The organism is Metallumcola ferriviriculae (assembly GCF_035573695.1).
GTDB classification, from domain to species: Bacteria; Bacillota; JADQBR01; order JADQBR01; family JADQBR01; genus Metallumcola; species Metallumcola ferriviriculae.
Genome location: NZ_CP121694.1, coordinates 2,768,725 through 2,786,846 on the forward strand (window position 1 = coordinate 2,768,725; position 18,122 = coordinate 2,786,846).

Genomic DNA, 18,122 nt, shown 5'->3' on the forward strand with positions numbered 1-18,122 from the left:
GGCTTTCTGAGCAATTAGCGCTGCCACAGGCAAAGAATTAATTCTTTCCTTACCTTAGGCTTCCCTTGTCGTTGGCGCGGCCCTTTCTTGTCGTAAACCCAATTCTTTATCTTCTTAGCGCGGTTTTTTTACGGCATTTTATTTTTTATCAATTCCGGCTAACTTTCTGGCTAAAGCGGTCTTATGCTGCAAATTGCCTTGGCGGAGAATCATTACTCGCTGAGCCTGGGGTGAGCCCGCACCGTGCATACTCTCTGCCAGAGCTGTGCCGCCGGTCATATTCTCCACCAACCGAGCCATTCGCACTCTTTCTTCAGTAGTGTATTTGCAAGAGCCCCGGAAATACTTCTCCAAATATGCTGCGGTATCTTCATTATTGAAATCCCGCTCCGATGGCAGGGTACCGATAAATCCGCCGGCGACATCATGGGACAGACGGCAGATTTCATAGATGAGCCGGGTAACATTTTGTTTGACTACATTGGCCAGCAGTGGGTTAACCAGGTAACCGCCCGACGCGGTCTTATGCCCGTCGGCAGAACAGGCGATAGAGCCGCCGTAAAGGGTCTCGGTAAGATGGATCATTTCGGTAATCTTATCCTTAACATGGGATGCCTTGGCAACGCCGTTATATTCGGCCATTTGCGCAGTGGCACCGGTGATAACGTCACTGACGCCTCCCTTACAGCCACCGTAATTCTGGCGGTGGTAGCATGCAAACCTTTCTACCATCATACCGGCAAACTGGGCCTCACCGCACATGAATACTCTCTCCCAGGGCACAAAGACGTTATCCAGAATAGTCAGTGATTCACCGCCGACAATGCCGTACTGAATATTCCCCTGGTCGATAACTCCTTCTAAACGCCGACTGTCGTTGGTCTGGCGGCCAAAAATATGCACAACTCCCTCGGCATCCACGGGAATGGCACAGGCAATGGCGTAATCCTTATCTTCCTCACCTAATGCCACGGTGGGCATAATCAGCATTTCATGGGAATTAACCATGCCCGTCTGGTGGGCTTTGGCACCGCGAAGCACCACTCCCTTTTCATTTCGCTCCACCACGTGCACATATTGGTCAGGGTCTTCTTGCTGGTGGGGTTTCTTACCCCGGTCCCCCTTAGTGTCAGTCATGCTGCCTGCCACCATGTAGTCATTTTCCTGGATGTATTTTAAGTAGTCAGTAAAACGCTGATGATAATCGGTACCTAACTCCTGGTCCATCTCATAGGTTGTCGAATAGACGGCATTAATCCCATCAAAGCCGACGCACCGCTGAAAGCAGCTCCCTGTCTGCTGAGCAATCATCCTCAGCATCTTCACTTTTTTAATTAAATCATCGGTGCTTTGGTGGATATGGGTAAAACGGTTAATCTTTTTCCCGGTAAGATGGGACGTGGTGGTCATCAAGTCCTCGTAGTCCGGCCGATGGGCCAGTTCGTACGTCAATGATGCGGCATTGACGTGAGGTGCCAAATGTACAGACTCTGTCACGTCGTCAATTTTCTCCCCGTAAGCATATACCGTCGGATTCAACCTCTTCAAACTTTCAATATACTCTATTCCCGTTTTCAAATCCATCACCCCTCTGGTAGTTTCATTAACTATTATGCAAATATTTAGCCAACTAGTACAACCCCCGTAACGGTGGGGTTTTGCAGTCCGCTCGTTACCGGAAGGGCCAGTTTCGGTGTAAATATGCACCATAATGATTCCCTGAGGGCTACCAGCATAATCTTATTCATTTTTTATTTAACCCTGGAGTTGGAAACATAAACATTCATTTCCCTGTAGTTATATTTTTTACGAAATTCACCAACTTTTACCTCCACCCCAGACCAAACTTTACCAATCTTCACAGTGCCTTTGGCGGTGGTGTCAATTTTTGTTACAACACCTACTGTATTTCCTGCCTCACTAATTTCCACATTTCCATTACCAATGACTCTCCCACCTTTAAGCGCTGCTCTGGCACCTTTTATCACTATATCTTCTCCAGCTCTCAAATTCGACTGAAAACTGCCCTCTCCACCAATGATTATACTGGCACTGGCCACAAGCCCCGAGGTCTGGACGTAATTTGCATAAATACTGGCCCGCTTATTTGCCAGACTCTCCAATAAATATAGAGACTCCATAACCTTTTTATCTAATTTTAATAATGCATCCATATTTGGTACTTTGGTTAAAGGGCCGTTCCCATAAAAAATATTAGCCAGTTCATCAATTAGATCAGGGATGGACTTGTCAAGCATGTCATATTTTTCCCTGCCCCCTTCAATATTTTTGGCAAAATTTACACATATTTTGGGCAGTTCGGGAAATTTTTTCTCCAGCAACAGCTTAACCGCATATCCAACGGGTAGTTTGCCCTGGACCATTTGACTCTCAAGCTGGTTGAGAGATCTTACTAAAATACGTAGTTGCCCATCAACATTCATCAAGTAGTGGGATATTTCTTTACACAATGCCGAAAGCCCCCCGGCGTAAAGCTTGCTGCCAATAACATTGCCGTGGACTCTTAAGTCACCCCCGGAATGTATTGAAGCATTGGCAACAAAACCATAAACGGTGACGTTACCGCTGGCTCGAACTATCATATAGTCCTCCACGTTTCCGGATATTTCCACGTCACCTTTGAATTCAATATCTCCGTTATCTGGAGTGACATTACCTAGATGATTGTACACGGGAAACACGCTGAGATAACCTTCGGTCAGGTCGGGGCGTCCGGCGATAATCGCCATAGCTTTACTCCCGTCATCTATCAACTGTACTCCCTGGCGTACTTTAATTTCCACCCGCTTGGGCTGGGGTGCATCCTTGATTGCACCACTCAGGTCCATGCCCGGTTCCCCCACTACGGCCGCTCTCTTGATAGCCAATACTTCTCCCGGTTCCACACTGATCACTTCATTTATGAGCCGGTTGTTAACTGATTTATGTTTCTGCTGAAATGTATATTCCACCGTTTCATCTACAGGCAGCCGAGGCTTCAAGCCCTGGGCTATTTTCTCCCTTTTGAAGCTTTCACTCCGGGCTAACAGCACCTTTATCTTACATTTATCTATGTAGCAAATTACATTTTTATCCGCCAAGTCATTTAATATATCCTTTTCGTGAACCTTGAAAACCGGAAGGTCTTTAACAGTTTTTGCGGCTATCACCAGGTCTTTTTGGGCTTCGGAATCCATTACTTTATATTTCTTTCCCTTTTTATATGAAACACTTAAATAGGCGGTCATTAAATCATCCTCAACTTCGACAAGGTAATCTGCTGCAGACTTTTCTTCGTCCGGGACCAAAACTACTGCATCCTTATTCGTCAGCACTGTTGTGTCGAAAATTTCTTCTTCGTTAATAAAAACCTTGACATCATTTCCCGGTGTAATGGTCGGGTATTTGCCAGATCCCTTTGGCATTACCATTTCAACCTTTCCGTCTCTTACCGCTATGATACCATCCACATTAGATAAATTATCATCGCTGATATTTGTGTCACTCTCCGCACCACCGGTTTTAGCCGATGTGCCTTTAGAAAAACCTGGGGTTTCTGAGCCTAATTCGTAAAATTTATTTCTTGCCAAGTTGTCCACCATAAAACCCCCCTCGTAGGTAAAATTATCTGTTTGATATTATTCTATAGTTACCAACAATTTTTTCAGCATGTGCCCTATAAATTCAGATTATCTTGACATTTCGTCTAAGCAGCTGAGCCTGCTATCATTATTTACTCGGAAAAGGATATTATTTTTTTAATCCGGTTCATTGATATCGTTTATTTCAATCATCTTATCTACAACAAGTTTATCCAGTTTTTGGCTCAGTTCCAACACTTCCCGCGAATCAACCCGGTTACCCTTTTTAGCTATTAGTTCTACCAATTTGTCTAATATTTCTTGAGCATTTTCCTTCATATCATTACTCCGTTGTAAAATAGATTTAAGACCAACTTATACTCGTTTTCAAGGTAATAGTCCTAATTCCTAAACTTTACCCGACTCAGAAACTCGTACTATAGCCAATCAATAGGACTGATCCGCTTGGACAAAGGTTCCGCCATTACGCTATTTTTGATTTCTTGATAATTGTCTAAAAATACTGCCACAATTTGGGGGCTTAATTGGCTTCCGGAACACTCTTTTATTTCTTCTAGCACCTCTGAATGAACTCGGGCAATGCGGTAAGGCCGGTTGGACACCATGGCATCATAAGCATCGGCCACCGCCAAAACTGCTGCACCCCGGGGAATCTGTGCTCCCTTGAGTTTGCCCGGATATCCGGTGCCATCCCATCGCTCATGATGATGTCTCACCATGGGTAAAACAGATGTAAAAAGACTACCTGTGGTTTGAAGCATACGGTATCCTATCTCCGAATGCATCTTAATGTCTTCAAATTCTGTTCGTGTCAGCTTTCCCGGCTTTTGCAGTATATGAGCAGGCACGGCAATTTTCCCAATGTCATGTAATAACCCCGCTACATATACCAGTTCCGTTTCTTTCTTATTCATGCCTAGTTTTTTTGCTATCTCTTTGGCTAGCTTGGCAACATGTTGTGAATGATTACTTGTATAAATGTCTTTTGTTTCAAGCAATGACGTAAGCAGCATAACAACAGTGTTTAGGCTTTCTTCAAATCTAGGGCTAGCTGTTTTTTCACAAATATTGTACACCTCCCCATCAAAAATAAAAGTTCGTCTTTTTCCTGTAAAAATCTATTTTTGGCTCATTTCCCCATTAATGTTACATGTTTTTACATGTATTTACATCAAACACGGGTATTATTTGTACCATCGACGTATTTTTCATACTGGAGTAGCATTGGTCACACTTTAAATGTGTTACGAAAAGTCCATGTAGCAGGAGCAAGAAGTTCAAGGCGAGTTTGCTTAATTTCTTAAATCCCTGTAAAACCTAGTATTAGGGCGATTAGTTTAATAAGCATACTTAAGATTTATGAATATAACTTTTTGCAGTAAAATCATTCTTCAACCTGAAATAGAGTAAAAAAAACTGCGTGACAGTTTATATCTGTCAACACAGCTTTCTCTTACATTAAAACCAGCCTGATTTTAAAGCATATACAGCAGCTTTTGTACGATCTTCAACCTCCAGTTTCTGCAATATTTTTGATACATGGCTTTTCACAGTTTGTTCAGTTATAAATAAGGCTTCGGCAATCTCCTTATTATTACTGCCATTAGCCAGCAACGTCAATACCTCCCGTTCCCTGACAGTGAGTTCTGTAAACTTGTCATTAAATACTTTAGGGTTAAATTGCCCACCGTCACTTTTCTGGAATTTTATAAACATCTCACCTCGTATAACCTGGTAAAATAATTTAACCAGCTTTGAATCATATTTGTCACCCGCTTCGGCAAGCAGATTTTGATAAGCTTCATGAGCTGTCATGGCTTTACGGTATATTCGCTGGGATATCATGGCTTCATAACTGTCAGCTATAGCAACAATTTTAGCCGAAAGAGGAATTTTCTCGCCATCCAGACCATCAGGATAACCTGTACCATCCAATCTTTCATGATGGTACCGGATGACATCATATATATGGGGGATATCAAAGAGATTTTCTATAATCTCCGCACCCTTTACCGGGTGGGTATTTATTTGTTCCTTTTCCTTAGATGTAAGTTCTTTTGTTTTTAGCAATATCTTATCCGGTATTACAACTTTACCGATATCATGTAAAAACGCTGCACTGGTAATGTGTTCAGCCTCGTTCTTACTCAGACCGGCCTCCAGTGCCAGCTCATAGGAATATCTACTCACCCGTTCCGAGTGACCAAATGTATATGGGTCTTTCATCTCTACAATTTTAGCCAAAGTTCTTAAAGCACCTTTAAACGTCTTCTCGTAGCGACTTCTATTCTCTTCAATACCAATAGCTAATGAAACAAAATTAGCAACAATTGCAAGCAGTTGAGCTTCTGTTTCCTCAAATGGTTTTTCTCTGTCAACTACTAAAAAACCTAAATTTTCACCGTTGCACGAATTTAAGGAGAACCGATAATACCGAGATAAATTACTGCCAACCTTTAATTCTTCCAGCGAAGCATTAGTCGTGAAGCGGGCTATCTTTAATTTGGTATCTTTATTATATACAGCCAACGCCTTTGGACTGAGTATGTTTACAGTTAAATCCATCAGTTGGTTAAGAACATCATCGGAATCCGACAAATAGGCTAATCCACTTAATTCGTTAATTATATCCAATTTTTCCAGCTGCTTCTCACACCTGTCCCACAGCGTGGTTTTTGCCTGCTGCAGGGCTAAATATTGACTGAAACCAGTAAGAATTCTTAAACACTGCTTTACCTGAATGTTGATATTTTGGTAGCATACGTATAATAACCCGTACGCTGTATCGTTATCAATTACAGGTATGCATAATACAATCTTGCCTATTTTTTTCGTATCCTTAAAGATTGAGTTTTTTAACCGTAAGTCATGTGTATCGACTTTTATCGACTGTGCTTCCTTGCTGTACAAAACAAGGCTTTCCAAACTATTTTTTGCACTGACTTCTCGCAATTCTAATGTATTAATACCAATATTTACGAAGGGTTTAAATATATCTTTATCTTTTACAGCAAATATTAGTGCATCACAGTTAATTAAACAAACTAAATCGCTCAGTAAGTCCTCCAGCATTTCTCGGGACAGGTTGCCTAATTTACCTACTTCCGCTATTATTTTGCTAAATGCCTCTTCCCTTTTTGCAGCAATGCTACTTGCGATTAGATCACTTAAATTTTCCCGTATTTCTTCAGAAACTTGCTGCAGCCCCTGGTAATCGTCGTCGGTAGTGTAACCATAAAATATACCAAAATATAAATTGTAAATATTAAGGGGTACTATATACAAATTTAAACCTTTAAAACAAAAGAACGAATTCTCATAAACCGCGCCACTGTTTTTTGCGGGGCAGTCATAATCACAACCTTGACATACATTTACACCATCTACGGTTAAACCAAGTTCCTTAAGCTGATTTTTTTCACAAAAGCTAAAGCTATAGTTTGAAATTCTATTAAATGTTGCTACGATATGTATTATTTGGGACATAATAATTTCAAACATCACATTGGAATCAAGCAATAACATCACCCCGTACTCACAATGACAAAAAAAAATAATGAAAGTCTACTGAAGTAATTATATCAGACGAGCAAAGCAGTACCTCCGTCCAAAGTATTGATATTTTTTTCAAAGGTTTATACTACTTTAGTATGACTTGAAACTGCAATAGTAACATGTAGTTTAATACTGATCTCTTAATATTACAATGAAAGATATAGCCTGAAATATTCATAGCACAATTCTGCAAAGCCCAGAAACCCAAATACATCAAAGCATAAGAAAAGATGAAACAACTCACCCATAAAACGAAAGCAAGAAAAAAAGCCCCAACTTTGGTAATATTAAAGGGTATCAAAACCAAATCTACCAAGGAAGGCTTTCTTATAAAACAGTGTATAAGAATACAGCATGCACTCAAACTACCGAATTAAAACCCTTCATTATAATAACTTGACAAAATGGTGTCAGGCACCTTTTTGTCAAGTTATTGTCGTAACATATTGACGTCGCTATTTATGTCGTTAAAATTCATTCCGCCAACGCTGTAATAAATCGCTAACTGCCGCTCTGCTCATGGAGAGGGCAGCGCCGATGTCTTCTAGAGAATAACCCACTTTTAGTGCTTCTTTGGCAAAAGTGACTTTAATGGGCGTAAGGTTTCGTGACCTGGACCCTGATTTCAACAGCGTAAACTGGCTCGGGTTGGTACACTTTTCTCTAAGTATTTGGTCTAACTGTATTCCGCCGCCAAATACCTTTATCCCCGAAGCACCGAAATCAGTCTCTGATGTGGCGGCAATTTCTGCAGCAACGGTAAATTCAAACTCGCCGATAAACTTACCTTTTTCATAATTAGTATTATCTTCTGTATCCATAAAATCCTGATACATCGCCACCGCTTGGGAGTGTTCTTGGGATAGGGTGTTGAGAATTAATTTAGAATTTATCAGGCCGGTCGCGTCTGAGCCTTGCCGGTAACATTCATCGCTAGTCCATGGATACTGGCTCACTTCCTGACATATGCCCGCTTTGACAGGGTTCTGATGAATATACCTTAGCACTGCCACCAGGTAACTCTCGTCCCGCACCAGCAATGCCTTATAGCGCCCTTGAAACACATGACCCTTCCGCTCGTGTTTCCAGTTATAATATCGAGCATAACGGCTGTTAAACTGCTGCATCAGCACTTGCAAAGGCGTTCCCAGCCTCTGCAGCAGCAGGTGATAGTGATTGTTCATGATAACATATCCAAGCAGTCTGAAATCCATATCCGGCACCATTTCTCTTAGCAGCATCAGCAGGTATTGTTTGTCATAATCCCGCTCAAACACAAACTCTTTGTTATTACCCCGCTGAATTACATGGTAAATCGCACCTTCAAACTCAATCCGTGGCATACGACCCATAATATCACCCCACCCGCGGTTTCACGGTTTGAATAACTTGACAAAAAGGTGCCTGACACCATTTTGTCAAGTTATTCAATAGCACAGCTCCGCCGCGTTTATTTGTTAAGTGATATTCTCCATTTGTTAAAATTTTCCTGCAGGTATGGTGAATTTAAATTATTCCCATGGTTGCTTGAGCAATGCTGATAGCATGAGAGTTGATACGCAGCAGGCTATTGGTTAAGTCCAGGTGCACCGAACTGGTTTCAAGAGACTTTTCATTTTCCTGGAGCCGATGGAAATGTGAGTAGCGCAGGTTCTTCTCCATACGCACTATTTCGGGATTAAGGTGGATGACGCTTCGGGCCTTTTCTTGATCCTCCTCTTCAAATGCTTCCACAGCATTATTAAAGTTTTTGGTGATGGCCTTATGCATCATTTCTATTTCGTCCCATCCTTCCCCACTCAGTTCCAATCCTTCCCGTCGGATTTTCTGGCCAATTTGGAGCATGCCCATCATCACATCGCCTAGGTGCTCTAGGTCATTACATACATAAAGCATTTTGACCTGTACCTCGGACTGGCCTTCGGAAAGATTACCTTGGGCCAAACGGGAAAGATAACGGGTAATTGAACGATAAAGGAAATCTAAAGTAAGCTCTGCTTCCTGCAGCTGGTTACGCATCTTTTCATCGCCGGTACGTACTGCCTCCGTCAGATGGGGCAGCACATCTTGGCGTACCACCTTGGCCATACGTAAAATCTCACTTTTGGCCTGGTCAATGGCCAATTCCGGCACTTCCAGCACTGCCTCATCAAGGTAATGGGCGGCACGCTCCTGAGTGCCCGTGTCAGGCAGTATCTTTAGCATCAGGTTACCGAAATGGCTGGTAAACGGCAAAAATATTAATAAATTTACTATGTTAAAAATAGAATGACCATTGGCGATCTGCCGGTGGATATCTGATGATGTCATGGCCACCACTTGAGAAAACAGCCCTAAAAAGGGTAGGAATATAATTACGCCGATTACTTTAAAAATCAAGTGTGCCAATGCAACTCTTTTTGCAGCTCTGGAAGAGGCAAGACTTGATAAAAGCGCTGTGGCAGTGGTACCTATGTTGGCCCCAAGCACCATCGGGACGGTTGCTTCAAAGCCAATTACTCCCTGACTGGCCAACGACATACCTAAAGCTATGGAAGCGGCGCTGCTTTGGACGATGGCGGTAAATACCGTTGTTACCAGCACCGTCAGCAGCGGACTTGCGGTCACATTAACTAACATCTCAACAAACCCGGGATAAGAACGAAGCGGCTCCATGGACTGAGACATCAGGGACATGCCATAAAAAATAAAGCCAAAGCCCAATACAGCCTGACCTAAGTTCCTGGTACGCTGCTCCTTGGCAAAAAGCTTTAACGGTACTCCCAACGCCACCATCCACAAGGCGTAATCCGTCACCTTAAAGGCAATCAATTGAACGGTCAATGTGGTACCTACCGCCGACCCGAGAATTACTCCCAAGGCCTGGCCTAGGGTCATCATGGACGCATTAACCAGGCCTACTAACAGCACCGTAGCTGCGCTGCTTGACTGCAGCAGCACTGTGATCACCACGCCCACTACCACCGCCAGCAGACGGTTTCTGGTAATGCTGGCCAAAACATCCTTCATTCGGTGCGCAGATGCTTTCTGCAGTCCGTCGGAAGTCAGCTGCATCCCATATACAAATATTCCAAGGCCTCCCATGAGGCCCATCAGCACAAATGTTAATTGCATTCTTATCTACTCCTAATAACTTGACAAAAAGGTGCCTGACACCATTTTGTCAAGTTATTCATTTACTCTATCGAAAGGTCGACGTTCGCCGGTGACCATGTAAATGGTCATTTCAGCGATATTAACGGCGTGATCGCCGACGCGTTCTAAGTATCTGGCCACCAAGGAAAGGTAACTGGCCTGGTCTACAAGACTGCAGTCATTTTTCATAAAGTCAATTAGTTCGTCATAAAGGTATTCAAACAATTTATCAACTTGGGTGTCATCATCATCAAGTTCCCGGGCGGAGCGGACATCCCGTTGGGTATAGGCCTTTAGACTTTTGTTTACCATTGCCAGGGCCAAATCTGCCATGCGGGGAATATCAACCAGCGGCTTAAAATACTGCCCTTTCTTTCTCAGCCGCAGGGAAACCTGAGCAATATTGACAGCATAATCGGCGATACGTTCAAGTTCTTTAATGATTCGCATGGCACTGGCCAGGGTTCTTAAGTCTTTCTCAATTGGCTGCTGCAATGAAATTATCTCCAGGGCCTTTTGTTCAATATCGTAATCCATATCATCAATCGGGTCATCCATTTCAATCACCCGGTTACACATATCTTCATCCTGATTTATCAGACCTTCCATAGATAGCATCAGAATTTCGTTGACGTCTTCCCCCATATTTAATATTTCTGCTTCTAGGGATTTAATTGCCCGTTCGTAGGCGTTTAACGGTCTGCTGATCATAATATCTACCTTCCTTTACTTACTGGGTATAACATCATATGCCTCAGGGCCTGTCAACTGACGTGTAATCCTGGTGACAAATCACATTAATACCTCATATGTATTGTATTATAACAAAAAAATGTGCCCTGTCCCACATAATTAACGTTAATGGAAGGTTTAACAGGGTAAAATGCAAACTGACGCAACCCACAAAACAGAAAACTTTACCAAAATATCCTGCGGGTTATTGACATATGCTCAAAATAAGCAGTATAATTGATTTAAACATATGCTCAAAACTTTGAAAGGTGGGGATTATTATTATGAAAAAAAGAATTGCAGTTCATTATAACAAAAAAATGTGCCCTGTCCCACATAATTAACGTTAATGGAAGGTTTAACAGGGTAAAATGCAAACTGACGCAACCCACAAAACAGAAAACTTTACCAAAATATCCTGCGGGTTATTGACATATGCTCAAAATAAGCAGTATAATTGATTTAAACATATGCTCAAAACTTTGAAAGGTGGGGATTATTATTATGAAAAAAAGAATTGCAGTTCCTTCTGAGACACCGGGCGGTTTGGGAGCCAGCCGGTCTGCGCATTTCGGTCATTGTGATGTATTTACAATGGTTGATATTGAGGATGGAGAAATTAAAGATGTCTCCGTGCTGCCTAATAGCGACCACGAGCACGGCGGATGTCTAGCCCCGGTAAAGGCTCTGCTGTTAAACGGCGTCCGAGCCATGGTGGTAGGTGGTATGGGACCGAACCCGCTGGCCGGATTTCAAGCGGCGGGTATCTCAGTCTATCTCGGCAGCGGTGACACTGTAAAGGATGCAGTACAGGCTTTTGTCGATAACAGTGCACCGCGAATGGATAATAATTCGACTTGCGGCTGCGGCGGGCATGGTCATGACCATGAGCATGAGCATGGTCACTGCCACGGATAATATTTTAGTGACATACTTGACACCATTTTGTCACAGCGGATAATATTTATTGGATAATATTAAATGGCAATATATAATAACTTGACAAAAAGGTGCCTGGCACCATTTTGTCAAGTTATTGAAAGGGGGCAGGGTGATGCCGCGGCCTAAGAAATGTCGCAGGGTGGGGAATATTCCGAAGGAAGCGTATTTTAAGCCGGCGGGTATACCAATTAGGGAACTTGAAGAGGTCAACCTGCTGGTGGAAGAGCTGGAAGCGATCAGACTTAAGGATTTAACCGGGCTAAATCAAGAGGAATGTGCTCAGCGCATGAATGTATCCCGGCCTACCTTTCAGCGGATTCTCACCAAGGCACGGCAAAAAATCGCCTCAGCCTTGGTAGACGGTAAGGCGATTAAGGTTGAGGGCGGGGATTTCCGAATGCATTTGCAGCAATCTAACTGTCCGAAATGCCGTGGCGATTCTGCCGGCGAACAGGATGCCTGTCCCTTCTGTGGTCACGAAAAATAAGTAGATACGTAAACGCAGCAGTGGACAAACTGCTGCGTTTTTTTATTCTCCCCACACCTTTAATGTTACCTTAGGCGGTATCAGGCCGCAAATCTGAGCATGGGCAAAATACCGGAGTAGGGCCTTACGATCTGACTGATCAAAGCTGCTCTTTATTGATTTAAAGTAGCCCTCCACCATATCGGGAGATAAATTATAGCGGTGTTTGGCCTTCTCCACCAAACGGGGGATATTTTTCATGCTGAGGTTTCGACAGGCGTGCAGGGCCTTGGCCATGAAATCCACCTGTACGGGATTCTGCTTTGCATATTCTTCCCGTACCACCCATAGGGCATAGACCATGGGCTCGGCAGTAAAGTCACGCCACAGTTTACCGAGGTCCAGTATATGGCCATTGAACTCATCACGCGCCAGTATGGCCTGCTCGCCAAAGAGCAGTGCTGCATCGGCATTATCGAGCATCTCATTTAAATCCGGCTGCTTATGGCAATAATTAACCTGCATCTGGTAGTAATGATTGATGAGAATTTTTAGCAGTACAAATGAACTGACTGCGGTATCAGGAATACAGATAGTTTTACCGTCTAATTGGCTCACAGGCACCTTACTAAAGAGCAGCAAATCGCTCGTATCTCCCCGAGTTATCATGGAAAGATCAGGCAGTATGAGACATTGTTTAAAATGTTCTGCATATTCATTGGAAGGAAGCGGTGCAATGTCCAATTCCCCGTCAAGGAAACGGTCATGTAATCCTTTAGGACTATCTTTGATAAGATTAACTCCGGTAAGAATTTCCCCGGATTCAATGGCATCGATAACCGGCAGGTAGTCCAAGCTGTCAACAACGCCTACATTTAGATTATTATGTCTATTGGTCATTTAGGTCCTCTCCCCCGGCTAAGTTAACGGCTGCCCGTCACTTAATGAATTTTCATACTATTTGAATTCTTGATCAAATTGAAAAAACCTTTGGAAGGTGTTGGTAATCGAAAACAAAAAAATAAAAGCCCCGTAGTTACGGGACTTTTATCATTTTTGTTTCTTTTTTCCTAGTACATCCTGTTTTGATTTTGTGGCATCTGGTTGCTTTGTGCAGTCGCTTGATTAAACTGAGCTGCGTTTTGCTGGTTTTGCTGCTGGCGCTGCTGCATTTGATTCTGTCCAAATTGCTGCCCATACTGGTGAGTTTGGGGCTGACTAAACTGGCTAAATTGCTGAGTGCCTAGCTGCTGCTGTGCTTGAGGCTGCCTAAATTGGGATTGCTGCTTTGCTTGATTAAACATCTGCGCATTTTGTTGGTTTTCCTGTTGACGCTGTTGATAGTCTTGTTGGGTACCACCGAATTGACCGGCAGTGCTCATGGTTTGCGGGCTCATTGAAGTGTATTGCTGCTGACCCAATTGGCTTTGATTAAGCTGTTGAGTTTGAATCTGATTGGTCAACTGCTGCCCCATTTGCCGGCTGGCACTGCCCAACTGCTGTAATTCTTGAGCCGCTCTGTTACACATCTGTTCAATTTGATCAAGCTGTTGAGTTGCCTGCTGGGCAGAATACTGATTGAAGTTTTGATTTTCTACCTGCTGTAACTGCTGGGACACTTGATTGATGTGACCCAATTCCTGTTGGAAACGCTGCACCAGATTGTTCAAACGCTCTGACTGTTGCTGTTGTTGTGGTTGTTGTTGAATCAAAAAAATCTTCCTCCTTTGATTGTATTCTTTCATAGCTTGTGCAATTCCACCACATTAATTCGAGTTAAAATATGGCACTTAAAAACGCTTTTTAAATAAAAAAATAAACCTTGGTGTTTTGTGCCAAGGCTGAAATAATTTTCATTTTGTGGAAATATTTTGGAAATGTTTCTTTTTTAAAGAAGTACATCTAATACAGTAAATACAAACATCAGCGTACTTAGATATCCATTCATATTCATAAAAGCCATACCTAATTTGGAGAGATCATCGGGTCTAATCAATCGGTGTTCGTAATATAAAAGCCCGGTTGCTGCCAATACACCAACCAGGTAAAAAATGCCAAGACCCGCATATAGGCCGACCGCCAATAATAACAACGGGGCAAATATATGTAGCACCGAAGAAATAACTAAGGCCCGACTGATGCCGAAGCGCTTGGGAACGGAGTGAATACCGGCATTGCGGTCGAAATCATAATCCTGACAGGCATAAATGATATCAAAGCCAGCCACCCATACTGCCACAGCCAGTCCCAAAAGTATCCCGGGTAAATCAATACTGCCGGTAACCGCCACCCAGCTGCCCAACGGTGCCAGGCCCAACGCGATACCCAGCACGAAATGACATGCCCAAGTCCAGCGTTTGGTGTAGGAGTAAATTACTAGTACAAATACGGCGACAGGCATTAATTTGACGCAGAGCGGATTAAGCTGAGCCGCCGCTGCAAAAAGTATCACGAAGGAAATAATCGTATAAAGCCAAACTTCGCCCACTGATAAAAGTCCTTTTGGTAAAGCCCTCGCAGCAGTGCGGGGATTTAAGGCATCTATCTGCCGATCAATCAGCCGGTTTAATGACATTGCCGCGGTTCTTGCTCCCACCATAGCCACTGTAATCCAAAAAAGATTAGCTGCGGTTGGGACGCCGCCGCTTGCTAAAAATGCGCCTAAGTAAGCAAATGGGAGCGCGAAAATAGTGTGCTCAAATTTAATCATTTCCAAAAATGTTTTAAATTTATTCTGTGAAGCCATATTCCTTCCACTTCCCATCCACCAATTGTTTGATTTCGTCGCTCATCTCAATGTCATCGGGCCATTCCCGAGTATGCCCTTCCGAGGACCATTTCTTGGTAGCATCAATGCCCACCTTATGCCCATAATTAGCCCTGGGGGACGCATGGTCAAGTATATCCAGCGGTCCCTCCACAATGCTCAAGTCCCGCTTGGCGTCAATGTTATTAAACACCTTCCACGCTACTTCCGATAAATTTTGTACATCCACTGTCTCGTCTACCACGATAATCATCTTGGTAAACATCATCTGACCCGTACCCCAGATGGCATTCATCACTTTTTGAGCATGTTTGGGGTAGGTCTTTTTAATGGATAAGATGACACAGTTATGGAATACGCCCTCCAGCGGTAAATTCATGTCTTTGATTTCCGGTAGCTGCATCTTCAACAGGGGCAGGAAAATTCTTTCCGTGGCCTTGCCCAGATAGCAATCCTCCTGGGGCGGCTTACCCACAATGGTGGCAGGATAAACCGGATTTTTCCTATGGGTGATACAGGTCACATGAAATACGGGATACTGATCCGCTAGGGAATAGTAGCCGGTGTGGTCACCAAATGGCCCTTCCAAGCGGGTCTCCGAGGGGTCAATATATCCCTCAATAATTATCTCCGCATGGGCCGGCACTTCAATGTCCACCGTTTTACATTTCACTAGTTCTACCGGTTCCTTGCGTAGGAATCCGGCAAAGAACATTTCGTCGATATCTTTAGGCAGCGGCGCTGTGGCGGCATAAGTTATGGCAGGATCTCCGCCCAAAGCCACAGCTACCTCCATCCGCTGATTTTGGGCCTGATTGCCGCGATAGTGGTCGGCACCGTGTTTATGAAGATGCCAGTGCATACCGGTGGTCTTACTGTCAAATACCTGCATTCGGTACATCCCCACATTGCGCTTACCACTTTCAGGGTCCTTAGTAAATACCAAAGGCAATGTAATAAACGGGCCGCCGTCCTGGGGCCAGCACTTTAGCACCGGCAGAAGGGAAAGGTCCGGGTCCTGATGTACCACTTCCTGACAGATACCCTTTTTCACAATCTTGGGCATAAAATTAGCAATCTGAGCCACCTTGGGTAGGGCCTTTAGTTTGTCAATCATGCTGCTGGGTACTTCCGGCGGCTGTAAAAAGGTAAGTATCTCCGCACCGATATCGTCCAAATCCTCTACTCCGAGGGAAAAACCCATCCGCTCAAAGCTGCCGTAGGCATTGGTCAGTACCGGCATGTCATACCCTTTTACGTTTTCAAACAACAATGCCGGGCCGTAGTCCTTACTCACCCGGTCAGTAATTTCGGTGATCTCCAAATCATTAGAGACGGGCGCATTGATGCGTTTCAGCTCCCCTCGCTTATCCAGTTCTTCAATAAAATGCTGCAAATCGCGAAATGCCAACGATGACTCCTCCTTATTGTTACTCAACGATGCTGCTCAACTTAACTCAACTTGTCCAATAACTTGACAAAAAGGTGCCTGGCACCATTTTGTCAAGTTATTAGCCGGCCATGAAATTTTTCATCAATTCGGGTTCGTGTTCGAGAGTGTCTACGGTTCGGAGCAGCATTGTCTTTTCCCGGGTCTTTGGCAGGGCGTTCAATGCTTGCCGGGCCTGGATCAGGTATTGCGCCGGGGAAATTTCGCTAAAGCCTGATCGGAGTATCCCCCATGCGGTACCAAAGTTTCGGCCAAAAGCACGAATTGTTTCTGTCTCCTGGTGCGGGGCATCAGCGACGGCGGCGCCGATGGTACAGCACTCTGCCAATAGGCTTCCCCACTCTTTTTCGGCCACGGCGGTATAATCTAATACGCTGCCTATACCCTCTTCCAAGACATCTTTGCGGATGATACCGCCTTCATGTATATCGCAAATTGCCGCGGACAAGGGAGCCAGCATCTCCAGACAATCATAGCGGCTGAGATATAAAAAGAAATGACTGTAAAGGTAGTCGCCCACCAGTACCGGATACTGGGGGCTTCTGCCGTCATAACCATGCACATGACCGGCCAGACGGACAAACTGCACTACTGCAGCCAAGGGAAGGCTTTTAGCGGTGCTTGCTGCACCAAGCATCTTGGCTGAAAGCAGCAGCATGCCTGGGTACAGATACTTGTCCGCTTTGTCCAATTCCAAGCTAACAAAACGGGTAATGTGTCCCGCCCGCAATCTAAAATCTCGATCCATTATCCGTTCCATTTCCCGCAGCTCAGGCAGCACGGATTCTATAAATTTAAAAGTCATTAATCCTACTTCCTTCCTGCTCCCAAAATGGGTATTTACATGCTAAAACAAAGTGAAAAATTAGTACTTCGCGTCATTCATAGTTATATTCGTGGCAAAGGTAAAAATTCCTGCAAAAATAACCATCGGAGCGGCAGGTGCATATTGGCAGGGTTTTGGCAAAACAAAAACCTTACGTTCCTGTTTTATCAGAACGTAAGGTTTTTAGCCAAAAGAGCTTTTTTTACTGGGTAAAATAAATATCCCCCCTACAAATTTGCCGCCCTATCAGGAGCCTGTTCCATAGTGCCGCGGATTATTTCCTTGGCCTCCACATGTTGGGCATGGAACATTTCTTTGACGTAATTAGCTGCATCCCAAGGGTTGACGCGGTCACCGCAGGTGAATACGTCCACTGCTGCGTAACCTAATTCGGGCCAGGTATGAATGGCTAGATGGGACTCAGAAATTACCACTACTCCGCTGACACCTTGGGGACTGAACTTATGGAATACAAATTCCCTTACTTCTGCTCCTGCCTCCAATGCGGCATTAACCATAATTTCTTCTACTTTCTTTAGGTCATTTAATATGTTGAAGTCACAACCATAAACTTCGGCCAATACATGGCGACCCAATGCGTTCAATTATCATTCCTCCTTATTCAAAACAAAACAAAAATCAATTCA

At 43.8% G+C, this 18,122-nt stretch carries 16 protein-coding genes; 2 read left to right on the forward strand and 14 right to left on the reverse strand.

Features of this window, described 5'->3' with window-relative positions; all coding sequences use genetic code 11:
• Nucleotides 1–138 precede the first annotated feature (138 nt).
• The 8 genes from MFMK1_RS13705 to phoU form a co-directional block, all read right to left on the reverse strand.
• Nucleotides 139–1,584, reverse strand: coding sequence for a 4-hydroxyphenylacetate 3-hydroxylase family protein (locus MFMK1_RS13705; RefSeq protein WP_366924948.1), 1,446 nt, complete (start codon nucleotides 1,582–1,584; stop codon nucleotides 139–141).
• A 167-nt stretch (nucleotides 1,585–1,751) separates the two neighbouring features.
• A complete protein-coding gene (locus tag MFMK1_RS13710; RefSeq protein ID WP_366922256.1) occupies nucleotides 1,752–3,602 on the reverse strand; it encodes a FapA family protein in 1,851 nt (616 codons plus the stop codon).
• Nucleotides 3,603–3,758: 156 nt separating this feature from the next.
• The gene (locus MFMK1_RS13715; protein WP_366922257.1) at nucleotides 3,759–3,920 is read right to left on the reverse strand and encodes a Spo0E family sporulation regulatory protein-aspartic acid phosphatase; all 162 of its coding nucleotides are present in this window, start codon (nucleotides 3,918–3,920) and stop codon (nucleotides 3,759–3,761) included.
• 98 nt (nucleotides 3,921–4,018) lie between these two features.
• Nucleotides 4,019–4,678: an HD-GYP domain-containing protein gene (locus tag MFMK1_RS13720; protein ID WP_366922258.1), complete on the reverse strand. Its 660-nt coding sequence runs from the start codon at nucleotides 4,676–4,678 to the stop codon at nucleotides 4,019–4,021.
• Between the two features lie 382 nt (nucleotides 4,679–5,060).
• Nucleotides 5,061–7,121, reverse strand: coding sequence for an HD domain-containing phosphohydrolase (locus MFMK1_RS13725; protein WP_366922259.1), 2,061 nt, complete (start codon nucleotides 7,119–7,121; stop codon nucleotides 5,061–5,063).
• Nucleotides 7,122–7,624: 503 nt separating this feature from the next.
• The gene (locus MFMK1_RS13730) at nucleotides 7,625–8,509 is read right to left on the reverse strand and encodes a transposase (protein ID WP_366922260.1); all 885 of its coding nucleotides are present in this window, start codon (nucleotides 8,507–8,509) and stop codon (nucleotides 7,625–7,627) included.
• Nucleotides 8,510–8,663: 154 nt separating this feature from the next.
• Entirely contained in the window at nucleotides 8,664–10,271 is a 1,608-nt protein-coding gene (locus MFMK1_RS13735) for a Na/Pi cotransporter family protein (RefSeq protein WP_366922261.1), read from the reverse strand.
• A 54-nt stretch (nucleotides 10,272–10,325) separates the two neighbouring features.
• The gene (phoU, locus tag MFMK1_RS13740; RefSeq protein ID WP_366922262.1) at nucleotides 10,326–11,003 is read right to left on the reverse strand and encodes a phosphate signaling complex protein PhoU; all 678 of its coding nucleotides are present in this window, start codon (nucleotides 11,001–11,003) and stop codon (nucleotides 10,326–10,328) included.
• Nucleotides 11,004–11,528: 525 nt separating this feature from the next.
• Between phoU and MFMK1_RS13745 the strand changes: the two genes are divergently transcribed.
• Together MFMK1_RS13745 and MFMK1_RS13750 are read left to right on the forward strand one after the other, a co-directional pair.
• Nucleotides 11,529–11,942 (forward strand): NifB/NifX family molybdenum-iron cluster-binding protein, encoded by a 414-nt coding sequence (locus tag MFMK1_RS13745; protein ID WP_366922263.1) that lies wholly within the window; start codon nucleotides 11,529–11,531, stop codon nucleotides 11,940–11,942.
• 136 nt (nucleotides 11,943–12,078) lie between these two features.
• A complete protein-coding gene (locus tag MFMK1_RS13750) occupies nucleotides 12,079–12,453 on the forward strand; it encodes a DUF134 domain-containing protein (protein WP_366922264.1) in 375 nt (124 codons plus the stop codon).
• Between the two features lie 42 nt (nucleotides 12,454–12,495).
• Here the strand turns inward: MFMK1_RS13750 and MFMK1_RS13755 are convergent, their stop codons facing one another.
• The 6 genes from MFMK1_RS13755 to speD all read right to left on the reverse strand — a co-directional run bounded on the left by MFMK1_RS13755 (nucleotide 12,496) and on the right by speD (nucleotide 18,080).
• Nucleotides 12,496–13,332, reverse strand: coding sequence for a menaquinone biosynthetic enzyme MqnA/MqnD family protein (locus tag MFMK1_RS13755; protein ID WP_366922265.1), 837 nt, complete (start codon nucleotides 13,330–13,332; stop codon nucleotides 12,496–12,498).
• Nucleotides 13,333–13,502: 170 nt separating this feature from the next.
• The gene (locus tag MFMK1_RS13760) at nucleotides 13,503–14,144 is read right to left on the reverse strand and encodes a hypothetical protein (protein WP_366922266.1); all 642 of its coding nucleotides are present in this window, start codon (nucleotides 14,142–14,144) and stop codon (nucleotides 13,503–13,505) included.
• A gap of 176 nt (nucleotides 14,145–14,320) precedes the next feature.
• Entirely contained in the window at nucleotides 14,321–15,178 is an 858-nt protein-coding gene (locus MFMK1_RS13765; RefSeq protein WP_366922267.1) for a UbiA-like polyprenyltransferase, read from the reverse strand.
• Entirely contained in the window at nucleotides 15,162–16,610 is a 1,449-nt protein-coding gene (locus MFMK1_RS13770) for a menaquinone biosynthesis decarboxylase (protein ID WP_366922268.1), read from the reverse strand. Before MFMK1_RS13770 ends, MFMK1_RS13765 begins: the two co-directional genes overlap by 17 nt.
• A 100-nt stretch (nucleotides 16,611–16,710) precedes the next feature.
• On the reverse strand, nucleotides 16,711–17,454 hold the full coding sequence (locus MFMK1_RS13775) for a polyprenyl synthetase family protein (protein ID WP_366922269.1): 744 nt from the start codon (nucleotides 17,452–17,454) through the stop codon (nucleotides 16,711–16,713).
• 248 nt (nucleotides 17,455–17,702) lie between these two features.
• Nucleotides 17,703–18,080, reverse strand: a complete 378-nt coding sequence (gene speD / locus MFMK1_RS13780) for an adenosylmethionine decarboxylase (RefSeq protein WP_366922270.1) — start codon at nucleotides 18,078–18,080, stop codon at nucleotides 17,703–17,705.
• Nucleotides 18,081–18,122: the final 42 nt, after the last annotated feature.